This window comes from Amycolatopsis sp. CA-128772, assembly GCF_002904295.1.
Taxonomy (GTDB): Bacteria; Actinomycetota; Actinomycetes; order Mycobacteriales; family Pseudonocardiaceae; genus Amycolatopsis.
In genome coordinates, this window is sequence record NZ_PPHG01000030.1 from 1 (window position 1) to 17,884 (window position 17,884).

Annotated in this window: 17 protein-coding genes and 1 rRNA gene; 13 read left to right on the forward strand and 5 right to left on the reverse strand. The window is 70.4% G+C overall.

Annotation, left to right across the window (positions count from 1 at the left end; all coding sequences use genetic code 11):
* Positions 1–99: 99 nt before the first annotated feature.
* Positions 100–789, reverse strand: a complete 690-nt coding sequence (locus C2L59_RS14760; RefSeq protein ID WP_103350082.1) for a DNA alkylation repair protein — start codon at positions 787–789, stop codon at positions 100–102.
* Between the two features lie 193 nt (positions 790–982).
* Here C2L59_RS14760 and C2L59_RS14765 point away from each other — a divergent pair, with 193 nt between their 5' ends.
* A complete protein-coding gene (locus C2L59_RS14765) occupies positions 983–2,566 on the forward strand; it encodes an alpha/beta hydrolase (protein ID WP_103350083.1) in 1,584 nt (527 codons plus the stop codon).
* Positions 2,567–2,769: 203 nt separating this feature from the next.
* Positions 2,770–3,267 (forward strand): helix-turn-helix domain containing protein, encoded by a 498-nt coding sequence (locus tag C2L59_RS14770; RefSeq protein WP_103350084.1) that lies wholly within the window; start codon positions 2,770–2,772, stop codon positions 3,265–3,267.
* A gap of 325 nt (positions 3,268–3,592) precedes the next feature.
* Here the strand turns inward: C2L59_RS14770 and C2L59_RS14775 are convergent, their stop codons facing one another.
* Positions 3,593–4,549 (reverse strand): YafY family protein, encoded by a 957-nt coding sequence (locus tag C2L59_RS14775; RefSeq protein ID WP_103350085.1) that lies wholly within the window; start codon positions 4,547–4,549, stop codon positions 3,593–3,595.
* 83 nt (positions 4,550–4,632) lie between these two features.
* Here C2L59_RS14775 and argC point away from each other — a divergent pair, with 83 nt between their 5' ends.
* The 8 genes from argC to argH are packed head-to-tail and all read left to right on the forward strand — an operon-like array spanning position 4,633 to position 12,088.
* The gene (argC, locus tag C2L59_RS14780) at positions 4,633–5,661 is read left to right on the forward strand and encodes an N-acetyl-gamma-glutamyl-phosphate reductase (RefSeq protein ID WP_103350086.1); all 1,029 of its coding nucleotides are present in this window, start codon (positions 4,633–4,635) and stop codon (positions 5,659–5,661) included.
* Positions 5,658–6,818, forward strand: coding sequence for a bifunctional glutamate N-acetyltransferase/amino-acid acetyltransferase ArgJ (argJ, locus tag C2L59_RS14785; RefSeq protein ID WP_103350087.1), 1,161 nt, complete (start codon positions 5,658–5,660; stop codon positions 6,816–6,818). Before argC ends, argJ begins: the two co-directional genes overlap by 4 nt.
* Entirely contained in the window at positions 6,815–7,732 is a 918-nt protein-coding gene (gene argB / locus C2L59_RS14790; RefSeq protein WP_103350088.1) for an acetylglutamate kinase, read from the forward strand. Before argJ ends, argB begins: the two co-directional genes overlap by 4 nt.
* The gene (locus C2L59_RS14795) at positions 7,729–8,931 is read left to right on the forward strand and encodes an acetylornithine transaminase (protein ID WP_103350089.1); all 1,203 of its coding nucleotides are present in this window, start codon (positions 7,729–7,731) and stop codon (positions 8,929–8,931) included. Before argB ends, C2L59_RS14795 begins: the two co-directional genes overlap by 4 nt.
* On the forward strand, positions 8,931–9,857 hold the full coding sequence (gene argF, locus C2L59_RS14800; RefSeq protein WP_103350090.1) for an ornithine carbamoyltransferase: 927 nt from the start codon (positions 8,931–8,933) through the stop codon (positions 9,855–9,857). The genes C2L59_RS14795 and argF overlap by 1 nt, the downstream gene beginning before the upstream one ends.
* Positions 9,854–10,354 (forward strand): arginine repressor, encoded by a 501-nt coding sequence (locus tag C2L59_RS14805; protein ID WP_103350091.1) that lies wholly within the window; start codon positions 9,854–9,856, stop codon positions 10,352–10,354. Before argF ends, C2L59_RS14805 begins: the two co-directional genes overlap by 4 nt.
* Complete coding sequence (locus C2L59_RS14810; protein ID WP_103350092.1) at positions 10,351–10,638, forward strand: argininosuccinate synthase; 288 nt, start codon at positions 10,351–10,353, stop codon at positions 10,636–10,638. The genes C2L59_RS14805 and C2L59_RS14810 overlap by 4 nt, the downstream gene beginning before the upstream one ends.
* Positions 10,639–10,672: 34 nt before the next feature.
* Positions 10,673–12,088: an argininosuccinate lyase gene (argH, locus tag C2L59_RS14815; protein WP_103350093.1), complete on the forward strand. Its 1,416-nt coding sequence runs from the start codon at positions 10,673–10,675 to the stop codon at positions 12,086–12,088.
* Here argH and C2L59_RS14820 read toward each other — a convergent pair.
* From C2L59_RS14820 to C2L59_RS14830, 3 genes are read right to left on the reverse strand one after another with little or no spacing between them, the layout of a single operon-like run.
* Positions 12,081–12,734 (reverse strand): TetR/AcrR family transcriptional regulator, encoded by a 654-nt coding sequence (locus C2L59_RS14820; protein ID WP_103350094.1) that lies wholly within the window; start codon positions 12,732–12,734, stop codon positions 12,081–12,083. The two genes, argH and C2L59_RS14820, sit on opposite strands and share 8 nt — an antisense overlap.
* A complete protein-coding gene (locus C2L59_RS14825) occupies positions 12,734–13,402 on the reverse strand; it encodes a DUF4166 domain-containing protein (protein ID WP_103350095.1) in 669 nt (222 codons plus the stop codon). Before C2L59_RS14825 ends, C2L59_RS14820 begins: the two co-directional genes overlap by 1 nt.
* Positions 13,399–13,944 (reverse strand): hypothetical protein, encoded by a 546-nt coding sequence (locus C2L59_RS14830; protein ID WP_103350096.1) that lies wholly within the window; start codon positions 13,942–13,944, stop codon positions 13,399–13,401. The genes C2L59_RS14825 and C2L59_RS14830 overlap by 4 nt, the downstream gene beginning before the upstream one ends.
* Before the next feature lie 111 nt (positions 13,945–14,055).
* Here C2L59_RS14830 and C2L59_RS14835 point away from each other — a divergent pair, with 111 nt between their 5' ends.
* From C2L59_RS14835 to C2L59_RS14845, 3 genes are all read left to right on the forward strand, one after another.
* Positions 14,056–14,694 carry a DNA-3-methyladenine glycosylase gene (locus C2L59_RS14835; RefSeq protein WP_103350097.1) on the forward strand — a complete coding sequence of 213 codons (639 nt, stop codon included), beginning with the start codon at positions 14,056–14,058 and terminating at the stop codon, positions 14,692–14,694.
* A 32-nt stretch (positions 14,695–14,726) separates the two neighbouring features.
* The gene (gene tyrS / locus C2L59_RS14840; protein WP_103350098.1) at positions 14,727–16,001 is read left to right on the forward strand and encodes a tyrosine--tRNA ligase; all 1,275 of its coding nucleotides are present in this window, start codon (positions 14,727–14,729) and stop codon (positions 15,999–16,001) included.
* Between the two features lie 344 nt (positions 16,002–16,345).
* Positions 16,346–17,864 (forward strand): 16S ribosomal RNA (locus C2L59_RS14845).
* The last annotated feature ends 20 nt before the right edge of the window (positions 17,865–17,884 follow it).

The following is a 17,884-nucleotide window of genomic DNA, read 5'->3' on the forward strand; positions in this document are numbered from 1 at the left end:
CGCGAGCCGACCGCCTGGGTACGCGAGCCGACCGCCCGGGCACGTCAGCCGACTGCCCAGCCCGCGAGCCGACCCTCCAGCCACACCCCGGCCTGCACCTCAGCCGATGTGCTTGAGCGCCTCCCTCCTCGACAGCCCGGACAGCCCCGGGTGGTCGTCCACGAACGCCCGAACCCAATCCGGCGCCGTCTTCGCGTAGTCGCGCAGGGCCCAGCCGATCCCCTTTCGCAGGAAGAACTCCGGCTCGGCGATCGCCGGCTCGATCGCGTCCCTGAGCAGCTCCGTGTCCGTGTCCTTCCTCGCTCCGACCTGGCAGATGATCGCCGTGCGCCGGCGCCAGAGGCTCGCGTCGGCCGCCCATGTGCGCATGACCGGGGTGACCCGGGTCCGGTCGGCGCGCAGGATCGGCCCGATCCGGCGGATCGCGAGCTCGTCCACGTAGTCCCACCACGCCCCGCCGGCGATCATTTCCTCGTACACCGGGATCAGCGCCGGATCCTGCCACCGCCGGTACGCCCGGTGCCCGGAAAGATCGATCGCCGCGTAACGCTCCTCGCGGTATTCGGCGGTTCGCCACAGCTCCAGGACCGTCGCCGAATATGTCACCCGATCGGGCAGTATGCGCTCGGCCAGCAGCGGCTTGAGAAGGGCGCTGCGCTGGGGTTTCGGCACTCCGCGGAACGGCATGTCCGACTTCATGTACGCCTGCATCGCCGGGGCTTTCGCCGCGTCCGCCAGCTCCGCAAGCCCGCCGCGGATCGCCTTGACCAGCTCTTCGTCCGCACCCATCCGTCCTCCTGTCGGCCAGCGGCGGTCCGCAGCGTACTTCCGGCCACCGACAGTTCCGGCGTCCGGCGGACCACGCAGGTACCGACGAAAGGCGGATGGCGGAACCCGCGTCGGTCAGCGAGATTGTCCAGGGTTGCCGGTAGTTTCGTCGGAATCTGGCGAACGCTGTCGAATGCGGACGAAAAGGACGACTGTGAAAAGAATCGTTGCCGCCGTTGCCGCCGCGGGGCTCGCGGCCGGGCTGATGGCCGCCGCGCCCGCCGCGTCGGCGGCTCCCGCGGCGCAGTTCAGCCCCGCGCCGATCGCCTGGGGCCCCTGCGCTTCGGCGAGCCTCAAGGCCAACGGCGCCGAGTGCGGCTTCCTCGAGGTGCCGATGGACTACGCGAAGCCGGGCGGGGCGAAGGTCTCCGTCGCGGTGTCGCGGATCAAGCACAAGACCGCGCAGTCCCAGGGCATCATGCTGGTGAACCCGGGTGGCCCCGGTGGCTCCGGCCTCGGCCTGTCGGTGCTCGGCAAGTACGTGCCGAACCACGCGGGTGACAACTACGACTGGATCGGCTTCGACCCGCGGGGCGTCGGATCCAGCAAGCCCGCGATCAGCTGCGACGGGAACTACTTCAGCTACAACCGGCCCGGCTACGTGCCGACCACGCCGCAGCTGGAGAAGACCTGGCTCGCCCGTTCCAAGGGGTACGCCGACGCGTGCCGCAAGAACGGCGAGATCCTGAACCACCTGAAGACGACCGACGTCGCGCAGGACATGGACAGCCTGCGCAAGGCGCTGGGCGAGAAGCAGATCAACTACTACGGCTTCTCCTACGGCACCTACCTCGGCCAGGTGTACAGCACGCTGTACCCGAAGAACGTCCGGCGGATGGTGCTCGACGGCAACGTCGACCCGCGCAAGGTCTGGTACGAGGCCAACCTCGACCAGGACGTCGCCTTCGACAAGAACATCAAGATCTACTTCGACTGGCTCGCCAAGTACGACGACGTCTACCACCTGGGCAAGACCGGCGACGCCGTCGAGAAGCTCTGGTACGCCACCCAGCGCAAGCTCGCCCAGCACCCGGCGGGCGGCGTCATCGGCGGCGACGAGTGGACCGACATCTTCCTGCAGGCCGGCTACTACGTCTTCGGCTGGGTCGACATGGCCAAGGCCTTCGACGGCTACGTGCACAAGGGTGACTGGCAGACGCTCAAGGCGCTCTACGACGCCTCGAATCCGCCGGGCAACGACAACGGCTTCGCCGTGTACCTGGGCGTGCAGTGCACCGACGTGCAGTGGCCGACCAACTGGGACAAGTGGCGGATCGACAACTGGCTGACCTACTTCAAGGCCCCGTTCGAGACCTGGGGCAACGCCTGGTTCAACGCGCCCTGCGTGTACTGGCCGGCGAAGGCGGGCAAGCCGGTGGACATCGACGGCCGTAAGGTCGCCGGCGCCCTGCTGATCAGTGAGGAGCTCGACGCCGCCACGCCGTACGCCGGCAGCCTCGAGGTCCGGAAGCGGTTCCCGAACTCGAGCCTGATCAGCGCGCCGGGCGGGACCACGCACGCCGGGTCGCTGTCCGGGGTGTCCTGTGTGGACGACAAGATCGCCGACTACCTGGCCACCGGCGCCCTGCCGAAGCGCCAGCCCGGCAACCACTCGGACGTCCAGTGCGACCCGGTGCCGGCGCCGGTGCCCGACGGCGCCGCGGCGCAGAAGTCGGACAACTCCGCGAAGGCCGCTCAGGAGAAGCAGAGCACGCTGGCCCAGCTCCTGCACTTCTGATCGGAACAGCCTCATCCCGCTGCCCCGGCCCGGCTCGCCCGGACCGGGGCAGCGTCTTGTCCGCCGGTGTCCCATCGTCGCCTCCTCGTGACGGTTCGTGGTCGTCGGGGACGTTAGCGAGGGGGTCCGACAATTCCGGAGCGAAACCGGCCGTGAGCAGTGCGTGCCCGAAAATTGTCGGGGGTGGGCGCTACCTTCGTGGCATGTCGATCATCGAACAGCGCCGGACCGAGTTTCGGGCCCAGGAGAACACCTACCAGATCGTGGTCTCGACCAGGACGGACGTCGACCGCGCCGAACCCACGCCCCGGGTGATGATCACCCTGGAAGCCGGCGGCCCCGGCGGCGAGCAGGTCGCCGAAGGCAGCCTCGACCTGGACGTCGCGGTGGCGGCCACGGTCGCCGACCTCGTCGCGGAGGAGTTGCTCTCCGCGACCGGCGAGGGCCGGCCGCAGCGGCGAAGATCCGCGGGCCGTCCTGCCCAGCAGGGCCGCCCGTGGAGCGAGGAGATGGACGCGGAGCTGGAGAACCGGTGGCTGGCGGGGGAGAGCGTCGCGCAGATCGCGGCGTACTTCGAGCGCACCCCCGGCGGCATCCGCGCCCGCCTCCCGCGCGTGGGCTGCGACCCGGAGAAGCCGGGCTGCTACCTCCCCGTGCCGCCGAGCAGGCGGACGGACCTGGACGAAGGCGAGGCCACCTGAGTGACGGCGGTGGGCCGGTCCACCGTGGACCGGCCCACCGCCGGGCACCGGGAGCAGTCCGCCGACCAGGGGAGGGGTTTCAGTGGGTAGGGCACCGAAGGCGGTGCGTCGGCCGGCCGGGAACAAACCGGCGGGCTTGTCGTCCTGCCGGTTGACTGCGGCGGCCTTGTCGTGCTGCGGGATGACTGCGGCGGGCATGTTGTCCTACCGGTCGACTCCGGCGGGCTTGTCGTGCTGCCGGATGACTCCGGCGGGCCTGTCGTCCTGCCGGATGGCTGCAGCCGGCTCGCCGTCCTGCCGGGGGACTCCGGCGGGCGCCCGCCGGTCAGTCCACCGCCGCCGCGTTGGCGCGGTCCGCCAGCACCTTCAGGTGCGCCACCAGCTCCGGTGGCTCCTCGACCGTGAAGGCGCATCCCAGCCCGAGCAGCCGGAACGCCAGCCAGTCCAGCGTGTCGAGGTGGCTCCGCCACCGGCACCGCCCGTCGCCGAGGTCGGTCAGCTCGCCGGAGGCCGTGCCGAGCCTCGGTGCCACCTCCGACGCCGGTTCCGCCAGGACGGCCACCGCCCGGTAGGACGGCGCCAGGTCGTAGAACCGGTCGAGGACGTAGGCGGCCAGGTCCGCGGCCGGCGGCTCGCGCGGGACAGCCCGGCCACCGGTGGCCTGGGCGTCGCGGACCCGGTCGGCGCGGAAGGTGCGCCAGTCCGCCCGGTCGAGGTCGTACGCCACCAGGTACCAGCGGCGGCCGGCGGCGACCAGCCGGTGCGGCTCGGCCCGGCGCCGGGTCTCGGCGCCGTCGTTCGCGCGGTAGCGGAACCGGACCGTCTCGTGGTTGGCGATCGCGCCCGCGAACACCGTCAGCTGGGCCGGGTCGACCACCGGGCCGGTGGCCGGCACCGCGACCGTCGCGGTGCCGATGGTGCCCACCCGGCGGCGCAGCCGGGCCGGCAGCACCTGCTCCAGCTTGGCCAGCGCCCGCACCGACGCTTCCTCGATCCCGGACACCGACTGCCCCGCCGCGGTCCGCAGCCCGACGGCGATCGCGACGGCTTCCTCGTCGTCGAGCACCAGGGGCGGCATCGCGGTGCCGGCGACCAGCCGGTACCCGCCCGCGACACCGCGGCTGGCCTCGACCGGGTAGCCGAGCTCGCGCAGCCGGTCGATGTCACGGCGGATGGTGCGCGGGCTGACCCCGAACCGCGCGGCCAGTTCGCTGCCCGGCCACTCCCGGGGCGTCTGCAGCAACGAGAGCAGGCCGAGCAGCCGTGCCGGGGTGTCCGTCATCCGCCCAGCATCCCAAGGTGGCGGCGACCACTTCCCGGGAAACCTGTTTGTTTAGACTTGCAAGGGCGTGCATAATCATGCGTATGACGGTGAACATCGCGGTGGCCGGAGCCAGCGGGTACGCGGGCGGTGAGCTGCTGCGCCTGCTCCTGACCCATCCCGAGGTCGAGATCGGCGCGCTCACGGCCGCCAGCAGCGCGGGCACGAAGCTCGGCGTCCACCAGCCCCACCTCGTCCCCCTCGCCGACCGCGTCCTGGCCGAGACGACGCCGGAAACCCTGGCCGGCCACGACGTCGTCTTCCTCGCGCTGCCCCACGGGCACTCGGCGGCGATCGCGGCACAGCTCGGCCCGGACGTGCTGGTGGTCGACCTCGGCGCCGACCACCGCCTGGCCGACGCCGGCGACTGGCAGCGCTGGTACGGCGGCGACCACGCCGGCCAGTGGCCGTACGGCCTGCCCGAACTGCCCGGCGCCCGCGAGAAGCTCGCCGGCACCAAGCGCATCGCCGTGCCCGGCTGTTTCCCGACCGGCGGTTCGCTGGCTCTCGCGCCCGCGTTCGCCGCCGGGCTGGTCGAGCCCGACGTCACGGTCGTCGCGGTCACCGGGACCTCCGGCGCCGGCAAGAGCCTCAAGCCACACCTGCTCGGCTCCGAGGTGATGGGCTCGGCGAGCGCGTACGGCGTCGGCGGCGCCCACCGCCACACCCCCGAGTTCGCACAGAACCTCTCGGCCGTCGCGGGCGGGAAGGTCACCGTGTCCTTCACACCCGTGCTCGCGCCGATGCCCCGCGGCATCCTCACCACGGCGAGCGCCCCGCTGAAGGCGGGCGTCGACGAGGCCGCCGCCCGCGCGGCCTACGAGAAGGCGTACGACGCCGAGCCGTTCGTCCAGCTGCTGCCCGCGGGCGCCTGGCCGACGACCGCGTCGACGCTCGGCTCGAACAACACCCAGCTGCAGGTCGCGGTGGACGAGGGCGCCCGGCGCCTGGTCGTCGTCACCGCGATCGACAACCTCACCAAGGGCACCGCCGGCGGTGCCGTCCAGTCGATGAACCTGGCCCTCGGCCTCCCGGAAACCACCGGGCTTCCCACCGTAGGAGTGGCACCGTGACCGTCACCGGCCCCCAGGGCTTCCGCGCCGCCGGCGTCGCCGCCGGGATCAAGGCCTCCGGCGCGCTCGACCTCACCCTGGTCGTCAACGACGGCCCGCTCGACGTCGCGGCCGGCGTGTTCACCCGCAACGTGATCAAGGCCGCCCCCGTCCTGTGGTCACAGGAGGTGCTCAAGCAGCAGCGGCTGAAGGCCGTCGTCCTCAACTCCGGCGGCGCCAACGCGGCCACCGGCCCCGGCGGCTTCCAGGACACCCACGCCACGGCCGAAAAGGTCGCCGAAGTCCTGCAGGCTGGTGCGATCGAGGTCGCCGTCTGCTCCACCGGCCTGATCGGCGAGCGGCTGCCGATGGACGCGGTCCTGTCCGGCGTGGACGCCGCGTTCAAAGCGCTCGACGCGAGCCCCGAGGCGAGCCTGAACGCCGCCACGGGCGTGATGACCACCGACAGCAAACCGAAGCAGGCCTTCGCGAAGCACGAAAGCGGCTGGAGCGCCGGCGGGTTCGCCAAGGGCGCGGGCATGCTCGCGCCGAACCTCGCCACCATGCTCTCGGTCCTGACCACCGACGCCGTGGCGGACAAGGAAACCCTCGACCGCGCCCTGCGCGCGGCCACCCGCGTCACCTTCGACCGGCTCGACGTCGACGGCGGCACGTCCACCAACGACACCGTGCTCGTCCTGGCGTCCGGGGCGAGCGGCGTCGAGCCGACCGAGGCGGAGCTCACCGAGCTGCTCACCGCGGTCAGCCACGACCTGGTGCTCCAGCTGCGCGCGGACTCCGAGGGCGCGACCAAGGACGTCGACGTCACGGTGCAGGGCGCGGATTCCGAAGCCGACGCGATCGCCGTCGCCCGCACGATCGCCGAGGACAACCTGGTCAAGACGGCGCTGTTCGGCTCCGACCCGAACTGGGGCCGGATCGCCATGGCGCTGGGCCGCGTGCCCGCCCGCATCGACCCGGACACCGTGTCGATCGCCATCAACGGCGTCACCCTGTTCGCCCGGGGCGTGCCCGCCTCGGACCGGTCCGAGGCGGACCTCACCGGCCGCGCCATCGAGATCGTCGTCGACCTCGGCGTCGGCTCGGGCGCGGCGACCATCTACACCACGGATCTTTCCCACGGTTACGTCGAAGAGAACAGCGCGTACTCCTCATGAACCAGGAGGCTCTGATTTCCGCGGACGAACGACTCGCGACAGCGGCCGAGAAGGCCGGAGTGCTCATCGAGGCGCTGCCCTGGCTGCAGCGGTTCCACGGCGCCACCGTGGTGGTGAAGTACGGCGGCAACGCCATGATCGACGACGAGCTGAAGGCGGCCTTCGCCGAGGACATGGTGTTTCTCCGGCTGGCCGGCCTGCGTCCGGTGGTCGTGCACGGCGGTGGCCCGCAGATCACCGCGATGCTCACCCGGCTGGGCGTCGAGGGCGAGTTCAAGGGCGGCCTGCGGGTCACCACGCCGGAGACGATGGACATCGTCCGGATGGTGCTCGTCGGCCAGGTCAGCCGGGAGCTCGTCGGGCTGATCAACGCCCACGGGCCGTACGCGGTCGGCATCTCCGGCGAGGACGCCCGGCTGTTCACCGCCGAGCGCAAACAGGCCACTGTGGACGGTGAGCCGGTCGACATCGGGCTGGTCGGCGAGGTCGCCGAGGTCAACCCGGACGCGGTGCTCGACATCGTGAACGCCGGGCGCATCCCGGTGGTGTCCACCGTCGCCCCGGACGTCGACGGGGTCGTGCACAACGTCAACGCCGACACGGCCGCGGGGGCGCTCGCGGCCGCGCTGGGCGCCGAGAAGCTCGTGATGCTCACCGACGTCGAAGGCCTGTACGCGAACTGGCCGGACCGCTCGTCGCTGATCGACCGCATCCGCGTCGACCACCTCGAGCCGATGCTGCCCACCCTGGCCAGCGGGATGATCCCGAAGATGGAGGCGTGCGTGCGCGCCATCCGCGGCGGTGTGCGCCGGGCGCACGTGATCGACGGCCGCCTCGCCCACTCGGTGCTGCTGGAGGTCTTCACCTCGCGCGGCATCGGCACCATGGTCTTCCCCGAAACGGAGCTCCCGTGACCGACCTCCAGTCCAATGTGGATGGCCAGCAGCACTGGCAGTCCGCCCTGATGGACAACTACGGCACCCCGGCGCTGACCCTCGTGCGCGGCGAAGGCGCGAAGGTGTGGGACGCCGACGGCAAGGAGTACGTCGACCTCGTCGGCGGCATCGCAGTCAACGCGCTCGGCCACGCCCACCCGGCGATCGTCGAAGCCGTTACCACCCAGATCAAGCAGCTCGGCCACACCTCGAACCTCTACGTCAACCCGGTCGCCGTCGAGCTCGCCGAGGCGCTGCTCGACGTCGCCGGCCTCACCGGCCACGGCAAGGTGCTGTTCGTCAACTCCGGCGCCGAGGCCAACGAAGCCGCGCTGAAGATCAGCCGGCTGACCGGGCGCACCAAGGTGGTCGCCGCCGAAGGCGCGTTCCACGGCCGGACCATGGGCGCGCTGACGCTCACCGGCCAGCCCGGCAAGCGCGATCCGTTCAAGCCGCTGGTGCCCGGCGTGGAGCACGTGCCGTTCGGGGACGTCGAAGCGCTCCGGGCCGCCGTCGACACCGACACCGCGGCGGTCTTCCTGGAACCGGTGCTCGGCGAGGCGGGCGTGATCCCCGCGCCGGACGGCTACCTGCAGGCCGCGCGCGAGATCACCAAGGCCACCGGCACGCTGCTGGTGCTCGACGAGGTGCAGACCGGGCTCGGCCGGCTGGGCACCTGGTTCGGCTACCAGCAGGCCGGCATCGTGCCGGACGTGATCACCCTGGCCAAGGGCCTCGGCGGCGGCCTGCCGCTGGGCGCGGTCATCGGCGTCGGCGCGGCCGGTGACCTGCTCGAACCCGGCCACCACGGCACCACCTTCGGCGGCAACCCGGTGTGCTGCGCGGCCGGCGTGGCCGTGCTGAAGACCATCGCCGCCGACGGCCTGCTCGACCACGTCTCGACGCTGGGCAAGGACATCGCCGCCGGCGTCGAGGCCCTCGGCCACCCGCTCGTCGCCGGAGTGCGCGGCGCCGGCCTGCTGCTCGGCATCGCCCTGAAGCAGCCGGTCTCGGCCGCGGTCGCCAAGGCGGTCCAGGACGCCGGCTACCTCGTCAACCCGGTCGCGCCCGACACGATCCGGCTCGCGCCCCCGCTCGTGCTCGACAGCGAGCAGGCCGAAGGCTTCCTGGCCGCACTCCCGGACGCGCTCGACCCCACCACGAAGGACTCCGACTGATGCTGCGCCACTTCCTCCGCGACGACGACGTCAGTCCGGCCGAGCAGAAGGCCATCCTCGACCTCGCCGACCAGCTCAAGGCCGACCCGCTCGGCAACAAGACCCTCGCCGGCAAGTCCATCACGGCGATCTTCGAGAAGAACTCGACGCGGACCCGGTTCTCGTTCGAGGTCGGCATCAGCCAGCTCGGCGGCCACCCGGTGATCGTCGACGGCCGCTCGATGCAGCTCGGGCGCGAAGAGACCATCGAAGACACCTCGCGGGTCCTGTCGCGGTACGTCGACGGGATCGTGTGGCGCACCTTCGCGCAGAAGCGCCTGGAGGCGATGGCGTCGGCCGCGTCGATCCCGGTGGTCAACGCGCTCACCGACGAGTTCCACCCGTGCCAGGTGCTCACCGACCTGATGACCATCCGCGAGCGCAAGGGCAAGCTGGAGGGGCTCACCCTCGTCTACCTCGGCGACGGCGCCAACAACATGGCGCATTCGCTGCTGCTCGGCGGCGTCACCGCCGGGATGCACGTCCGGGTCGTCTCGCCGGTCGGCTTCCAGCCGGACCAGGGCGTCATGCTGGACGCGAAGAAGCGCGCGAGCGAGACGGGCGGCAGCGTCACCGACTTCACCGACCCGTACGCGGCCGTCGACGGCGCGGACGTGCTGGTCACCGACACGTGGACGTCGATGGGCCAGGAGAACGACGGGCTCGACCGGGTGGGCCCGTTCCGCGCCCTGCAGGTCAACGCCGAGCTGCTGAAGAAGGCCGCGGACGACGCGATCGTGCTGCACTGCCTGCCCGCCCACCGCGGCTGGGAGATCACCGACGAGGTGCTCGACGGCCCGGCCAGCGCGGTGTGGGACGAGGCCGAAAACCGCCTGCACGCCCAGAAGGCGCTGCTCGTCTGGCTGTTCGAGGAGAGCCGGCGATGACCGGCAGCCGGGTGGGCCGGCAGGCGCGGATCACCGAGCTGGTGGCCACCATGACCATCCGCAGCCAGACCGAGCTGGCCAAGCTGCTGGCCGCCGAGGGCATCGAGGTCACCCAGGCGACGCTGTCGCGCGACCTCGACGAGCTGGGCGCGGTCAAGCTGCGCGGGCCGGACTCGGGTGCCCCGGTCTACGTGATCCCCGAGGACGGCAGCCCGGTCCGCGGGGTGCAGGGCGGCACGTCACGGCTCTCCCGGCTGCTCGCGGAGCTGATGGTCTCGGCGGATTCGTCGGGCAACCTGACCGTGCTGCGGACGCCGCCCGGCGCGGCCCAGTTCCTGGCCAGCGCCATCGACCGGGCGGCGCTGGAAGAGGTCGTCGGCTCGATCGCGGGCGACGACACCGTCGCGGTGATCGCCCGCGAACCCCTGACGGGCAAGGACCTCGCCGAACGGTTCGCCTCCCTCGCCCAGCGATCGGCGGACGAAGGCACACCATGACCGCGATCGGCGACATCTTCCCGGCCGAGGGGGAGTTCCTCGCGCCGGACGAAGTCGTCGTCACCTACGACGGCGGGGTGCCGGTGGCGATCGACGGCGAGACCGTCTCCGTCGCCGAAGCGCGCCGGATGCTGAGTGCGCGCGGCGAGGCGCAGAGAATCGGCCGCGGCGCCGCGTGCGCCGCGCTCGAACGGCGGGCGGGCCGCGGATGCGCCAGGCTGACCGGCACCGTTTCGGGCGAAGTCCGCCTGGTCCTGTACGACGGCCGGATCACCGTCGCCTGACATCGAACGACCACACCGAGGAGAAACGAGAACAGTGAGCGGGAACGAGCAGCCGGTGCAGCTGTGGGGCGGCCGGTTCGCCAGCGGTCCGGCGGAGGCCATGGCCGCGCTGAGCGCGTCGACGCACTTCGACTGGCGCCTGGCGCCCTACGACATCGCCGGATCGCGCGCGCACGCTCGCGTGCTGCGCAAGGCGGGCCTGCTCACCGACGACGAGCTCGCCGGCATGCTGACCGCACTGGACACGCTGGCCCAGGACGTCGCGGCGGGGGAGTTCACCCCGACGATCGCCGACGAGGACGTGCACACGGCCCTCGAACGCGGCCTGATCGAGCGCGCGGGCACCGAGCTCGGCGGCAAGCTGCGGGCCGGCCGCTCGCGCAACGACCAGGTGGCCACGCTGTTCCGGATGTGGCTGCGCGACGCCGCCCGCCGGGTGGTCGCGGGCACCCTGGAGGTCATCGACGCGCTGGTGTCGCAGGCGAAGCGGCACCCGGACGCGATCCTGCCCGGCCGCACGCACCTGCAGCACGCCCAGCCGGTGCTGCTCGCCCACCACCTGATGGCGCACGGCCAGGCCCTGCTGCGGGACGTCTCGCGCCTGCAGGACTGGGACGCCCGCACGGCCGAGTCGCCGTACGGCTCGGGTGCGCTCGCCGGCTCGTCGCTGGGCCTCGACCCCGAGGCCGTCGCCGAGGAGCTGGGCTTCGCCACCAGCGTCGAGAACTCCATCGACGGCACCGCTTCGCGCGACTTCGTCGCCGAGTTCGCCTTCGCCGTCGCGATGCTCGCGGTGAACCTGTCCCGGATCGCCGAAGAGGTGATCATCTGGAACACCGCCGAGTTCGGGTATGTCACGCTGGACGACGCCTGGGCCACCGGCAGCTCGATCATGCCGCAGAAGAAGAACCCGGACGTCGCGGAGCTGACGCGCGGCAAGGCGGGCCGGCTGATCGGCAACCTCACCGGCCTGCTGGCCACCCTCAAGGCGCAGCCGCTGGCCTACAACCGCGACCTGCAGGAGGACAAGGAGCCGGTGTTCGACTCGGTCGAGCAGCTCGAGCTCCTGTTCCCGGCGATCGCCGGCATGCTCGAAACGCTCACCTTCCACACCGACCGCCTCGCCGAGCTGGCCCCGGCCGGGTTCACGCTGGCCACCGACATCGCCGAGTGGCTGGTCCGCCAGGGCGTCCCGTTCCGCGTCGCCCACGAAGCGGCGGGCGAGAGCGTCCGCGTCGCCGAGGCTCGCGGCGTCGGCTTGGACGCGCTGACCGACGAGGAGTTCGAGAAGATCAACCCGGCGCTCACGCCGGCCGTGCGCGAAGTCCTCACCGTCGAAGGCTCGGTGAACTCCCGCGACGCCCGGGGCGGCACCGCGCCCGTCCGCGTGGCCGAACAGCGCGCCCGGCTGGAAGAACGGGTCACCGCGGCCCGTCAGTGGCTCAACTGAGGCGGGATTTCCGGAGCTTGGCCCGGACGGCCCGGGTGGCCACCGGGCCGAGCCCGTCCAGGACGTCGACGAGCACGGCCAGCTGCTCCAGCGCGGCCACGGCCTGCTCGGCGCCGTCGGGGTCGACCGTGTCGAACAACGTCAGCCCGAGGAACCCGGTGGACACGGCGTGGGCCAGCCCGTCGGGGTCCGCGAGCTCGGCCAGCGGCGACCCCGCGAGCACCCGTTCGAGTGCCGAGCGGACCTCGGTGATCCACTTGTCGAGGCCCTCGCGGGTCGCCTCGGCGAGCCGTTCGCTGCCCTGCGCGCCGGCCAGCGTCTGCGCCAGCAGGGCCAGGTTGCCTTCCGCGCGTTCCGCGACCCGGATCTCCCGGCCGAGCGCCAGCAGCTCGCCGACCGTGGCGACGGCGGCGAACCGGTCCCGGTAGAGGGCGACGCGGGCCTCCGTCGCGGAGATGCACGCCTGCGCGACGAGTTCCTCGACGCTGCCGAAGTGGTAGAAGACCAGCGCCTGGTTGGCGCCCGCGGCACCGGCGACCGACCGGGCGGAGACGGCGGTGATGCCCTGCTGCCGGACGACCTCCAGCACGCCGTCCACGAGCCGCTGCTTCGTGTCCTGCGAACTGGAGTTCCGGCCGGTGCTCATCAGTCCATGACCTTCTCACGAAGCGGCTTGACCGCCCCGCTGACCCCGCCGCCGACGTCGACGTACCGCGCGGCGAAGCTGCCCTCGTAGCCGAACACCGGCCCGAAGCGCCGGTTGACCATCGCGACCTCGACCCGGAACTGCCCGCGGTGCGGGTCGAACCACTCGTCGACCGTGGCGACGCCGGTGAGCATCCGCGGCACCCCGGTCCGCACCGGCCCCTCGTGCAGCCGGAACTCACCGGAACGGAGCCGGGATCCGCCGTCCGGCCGTACCGACACCGCGAGGTCCACCGCCAGGTTCTGGTGCGTTCCCAGGTAGTCGACGAGCCCGCGGCCGGGGCGGTGGACCATCTGGGCGTCGAACCGTCTCCGCCGCTTCGGGAATTCGAAGGTCCGCACGAAGGACACCGTTTCGCGGCCGTGCCCGTCCACGTACGGGTAGTTCTCGATGGTGAACGGCACGTTCCGGCCGCAGTCGGGGAACAGGATGAGCCGCGTCGACCCGAGCCACAGAAATGGCAGCGTGAAGCCCGGGCCGCGCCAGCTGCGGTCCATCACGCCGTGGCCGATCATCCCGCGCCCGTCCGACAGCGCGAGCCGTTCCCGCACGTTCGGGTGCAGGTTCGCGAAGTCCGCGCCCAGCGCGTGCTCGAAGACGCCGGTCACGACGACGCTCCGGCCCGCATCTGGTCGCGGGGCCGCGTCCGGCCGCAGCGCGCGGCCGAGGGCGCGGTCAGCGGCTGGTCCTCCGGCGCGACGCCGGTCTCCAGCCAGATCCGCAGCCGGTCGAACGACCATGCTGTGAGCCGGCCGAACACCGGCCGGAACACCCGGTCGGCCGGCCGCCCGAAGCGTCCCCAGCGGGTGCCGTAGTCGAAGCCGGTGACGAACCGGACGCCGCCGGGGACCGGCGTGTACCGCCAGAACCCCGCACCCGCGCTGATCAGCGACAGCGGGTCGGCGGAGGCGAACCGCAGCACCGACGTGCGCGAGCCGTCCGGCCAGTCGCGCGATGCCGCGGTGATCCCGATCCCGGTGACGGTGACCCCCAGGAACCGGGACGTGTAGCGGAAGTGGTCGCCGGCCGGGGTGATGTCGGCGAAGCGCAGGTCCCAGCGCGTGTGCAGGGCCGGATCCTGGGTGTGCTGCCACAGGGTCTCGAGGTCCGTGCGGATCACGGTCTCGACGTACAGGGCTATCGGTCGCATCTTCGGCTCCCCTCCGAGTTTGAGCGACTGCTCAAAACGACTGTAGAGAAGTTTGAGCGATCGCTCAAGGGTTAGGGTGGGCGCGCCAGGAGCCGAGGAGAGGAAGTCCGTTTGAGCGGCGACGCAGGCCGGTTGTTCACCCGCGACGAGCTGGCGCTGGACCCGGTCGACCTGGCCCACCTGCTGCTCGGCTCGGTCCTGGAGGCCGACGGCCCCGACGGCACGGTCGGCGTCCGGCTGGTCGAAGTCGAGGCGTACCGCGGCGAAGACGATCCGGCGTCGCACTGTTACCGGGGCCGGACACCGCGCAACGCCGTCATGTGGGGTCCCGCCGGGCACCTGTACGTCTACTTCGTCTACGGGATGCACTTCTGCGCGAACATCGTCGGCTCCACCGACGGCGTCGCCGGCGCGGTGCTGCTGCGGGCGGGCGAGGTCGTCACCGGCCTCGACGTGGTCCGCAAGCGGCGTCCGAACGCGCGGGGGACCGGTGAGCTCGCGAAGGGCCCGGCCATCCTGACGTCGGTGCTGCGCATCGACCGGCAGGAGAACGGCGCCGATCTGACCGACCCGGCGTCCCCGGTCCGGCTGTACGCCGGCGAGCGGGTGCCGATCGACCGGATCCGCAGCGGCCCGCGCGTCGGCGTCGCGATGGCGATGGACACGCCGTGGCGGTTCTGGGACGGCGCCTCGCCGGCCGTGTCCACCTACCGCCGCGGCGGGAAGCGCCGGGTCCGACCCGCCAGTTAGTCGGTTGACCAGGTGCGGGAGGATCTACAGGCGTGAGCGAACACATCCTCGACGAGCTGTCCTGGCGCGGCCTGATCGCGCAGTCCACCGACATCGACGCCCTCCGGCGCGAGCTCGACCAGGGTCCCGTGACGCTCTATTGCGGCTTCGACCCGACCGCACCCAGCCTGCACGCCGGCAACCTCGTCCCGCTGCTCATGCTCAAGCGCTTCCAGCGCGCCGGGCACCGGCCGATCGTGCTGGCCGGCGGCGCGACCGGGATGATCGGCGACCCGCGTGACACCGGCGAGCGCACGCTGAACACCCTCGACGTCGTCGCCGAGTGGGCCGGGCGCATCCGCGGCCAGCTCGAGCGGTTCGTCGACTTCGACGACTCGCCGACCGGCGCGATCGTCGAGAACAACCTGAACTGGACCGGGCCGCAGACGTCCCTGGAGTTCCTGCGCGACGTCGGGAAGCACTTCTCGATCAACGTCATGCTGAACCGGGAGACGGTGAAGCGCCGGCTCGAGGGCGACGGCATGTCGTACACCGAGTTCAGCTACCTGCTCCTGCAGTCGCAGGACTACCAGCAGCTCTACCGGCAGTACGGCTGCAAGCTGCAGGTCGGCGGGTCCGACCAGTGGGGCAACCTCGTCGGCGGGGTCGACCTGATCCGCCGGACCGAGGGGGCGGGCGTGCACGCGCTGACCGCGCCGCTGGTCACCGACGCCGAAGGGCGCAAGTTCGGCAAGTCGACCGGCGGCGGGAACCTCTGGCTCGACCCGGAGATGACCTCGCCGTACGCCTGGTACCAGTACTTCGTGAACGTGGGTGACGCCGACGTCGTCCGCTACCTGCGGATGTTCACGTTCCTCGGCCAGGAGGAGATCGCCGCGCTGGCGGAGGACACCGAACAGCGTCCCCACCTGCGGGCCGCGCAGAAGCGGCTGGCGGAGGAGTTCACCACGCTGGTGCACGGCGAGGAGCAGACCCGGCAGGTCATCAACGCCAGCCAGGCGCTGTTCGGCCGCGGCGAACTCGGGGACCTCGACGAACGCACCCTCGACGCGGCGATGGCCGAGGTGCCGAACGGCAAGGTCGACCCGGCGGGCGAGCCGACGATCGTCGACCTGCTGCTCGCCGGCGGGCTGGTGGACAGCAAGGGCGCCGCGCGCCGCACCCTCAAGGAGGGCGGGGCGTACGTCAACAACGTGAAGATCGCGGACGAGGAGTGGAAGCCGGCGCGCAAGGACGCTCTCCACGGCAAGTGGCTCGTCGTCCGCCGGGGCAAGCGGAACGTCGCCGGCGTCGCGCTCGGCGGCTGAGCGGCTCCAGGGGCCCGGAACAGGGGCCTGACCTGCGGGAACGCGGTTAAGGTACCCCCCTGTTCCGGGCCCTCGGAGGGGGTGTAAAGTTCTCCAAGTCGCCAGGGAAACCGGGTGGCCACCGGGACACGAACCAAGCTCTCGCGGATCGCGATTGAGTGGGTGTCCCACCAAAAACTGCTAGAAATGACCCGCTTCGAGCGAGCTGCTTGATCGCGGCGGACTCGGGGTGTGTTGCTTGAGAACTCAACAGTGTGCTAGTGAACTAAGCCAGTAGAGCTTATGTATTGAACCTCGTATGAGGTTCCTTTGAGAGCATTAAATTGCCTCGATTAAACTGTTCATTGTTGGAGAGTTTGATCCTGGCTCAGGACGAACGCTGGCGGCGTGCTTAACACATGCAAGTCGAACGCTGAACCACTTCGGTGGGGATGAGTGGCGAACGGGTGAGTAACACGTGGGTAATCTGCCCTGCACTCTGGGATAAGCCTTGGAAACGAGGTCTAATACCGGATATCACAACTTCTCGCATGGGGGGTTGTTGAAAGTTCTGGCGGTGCAGGATGAACCCGCGGCCTATCAGCTTGTTGGTGGGGTAATGGCCTACCAAGGCGACGACGGGTAGCCGGCCTGAGAGGGTGACCGGCCACACTGGGACTGAGACACGGCCCAGACTCCTACGGGAGGCAGCAGTGGGGAATATTGCACAATGGGCGAAAGCCTGATGCAGCGACGCCGCGTGAGGGATGACGGCCTTCGGGTTGTAAACCTCTTTCGCCAGGGACGAAGCGCAAGTGACGGTACCTGGATAAGAAGCACCGGCTAACTACGTGCCAGCAGCCGCGGTAATACGTAGGGTGCGAGCGTTGTCCGGATTTATTGGGCGTAAAGAGCTCGTAGGCGGTTTGTCGCGTCGGCCGTGAAATCTCCACGCTTAACGTGGAGCGTGCGGTCGATACGGGCAGACTTGAGTTCGGTAGGGGAGACTGGAATTCCTGGTGTAGCGGTGAAATGCGCAGATATCAGGAGGAACACCGGTGGCGAAGGCGGGTCTCTGGGCCGATACTGACGCTGAGGAGCGAAAGCGTGGGGAGCGAACAGGATTAGATACCCTGGTAGTCCACGCTGTAAACGTTGGGCGCTAGGTGTGGGCGACATCCACGTTGTCCGTGCCGTAGCTAACGCATTAAGCGCCCCGCCTGGGGAGTACGGCCGCAAGGCTAAAACTCAAAGGAATTGACGGGGGCCCGCACAAGCGGCGGAGCATGTGGATTAATTCGATGCAACGCGAAGAACCTTACCTGGGCTTGACATGCGCCAGACATCCCCAGAGATGGGGCTTCCCTTGTGGTTGGTGTACAGGTGGTGCATGGCTGTCGTCAGCTCGTGTCGTGAGATGTTGGGTTAAGTCCCGCAACGAGCGCAACCCTTATCCTACGTTGCCAGCGCGTTATGGCGGGGACTCGTGGGAGACTGCCGGGGTCAACTCGGAGGAAGGTGGGGATGACGTCAAGTCATCATGCCCCTTATGTCCAGGGCTTCACACATGCTACAATGGCTGGTACAGAGGGCTGCGATACCGCGAGGTGGAGCGAATCCCTTAAAGCCGGTCTCAGTTCGGATCGCAGTCTGCAACTCGACTGCGTGAAGTCGGAGTCGCTAGTAATCGCAGATCAGCAACGCTGCGGTGAATACGTTCCCGGGCCTTGTACACACCGCCCGTCACGTCATGAAAGTCGGTAACACCCGAAGCCCATGGCCCAACCCCGTAAGGGGAGGGAGTGGTCGAAGGTGGGACTGGCGATTGGGACGAAGTCGTAACAAGGTAGCCGTACCGGAAGGTGCGGCTGGATCACCTCCTTTCTAAGGAGCACAACACATCC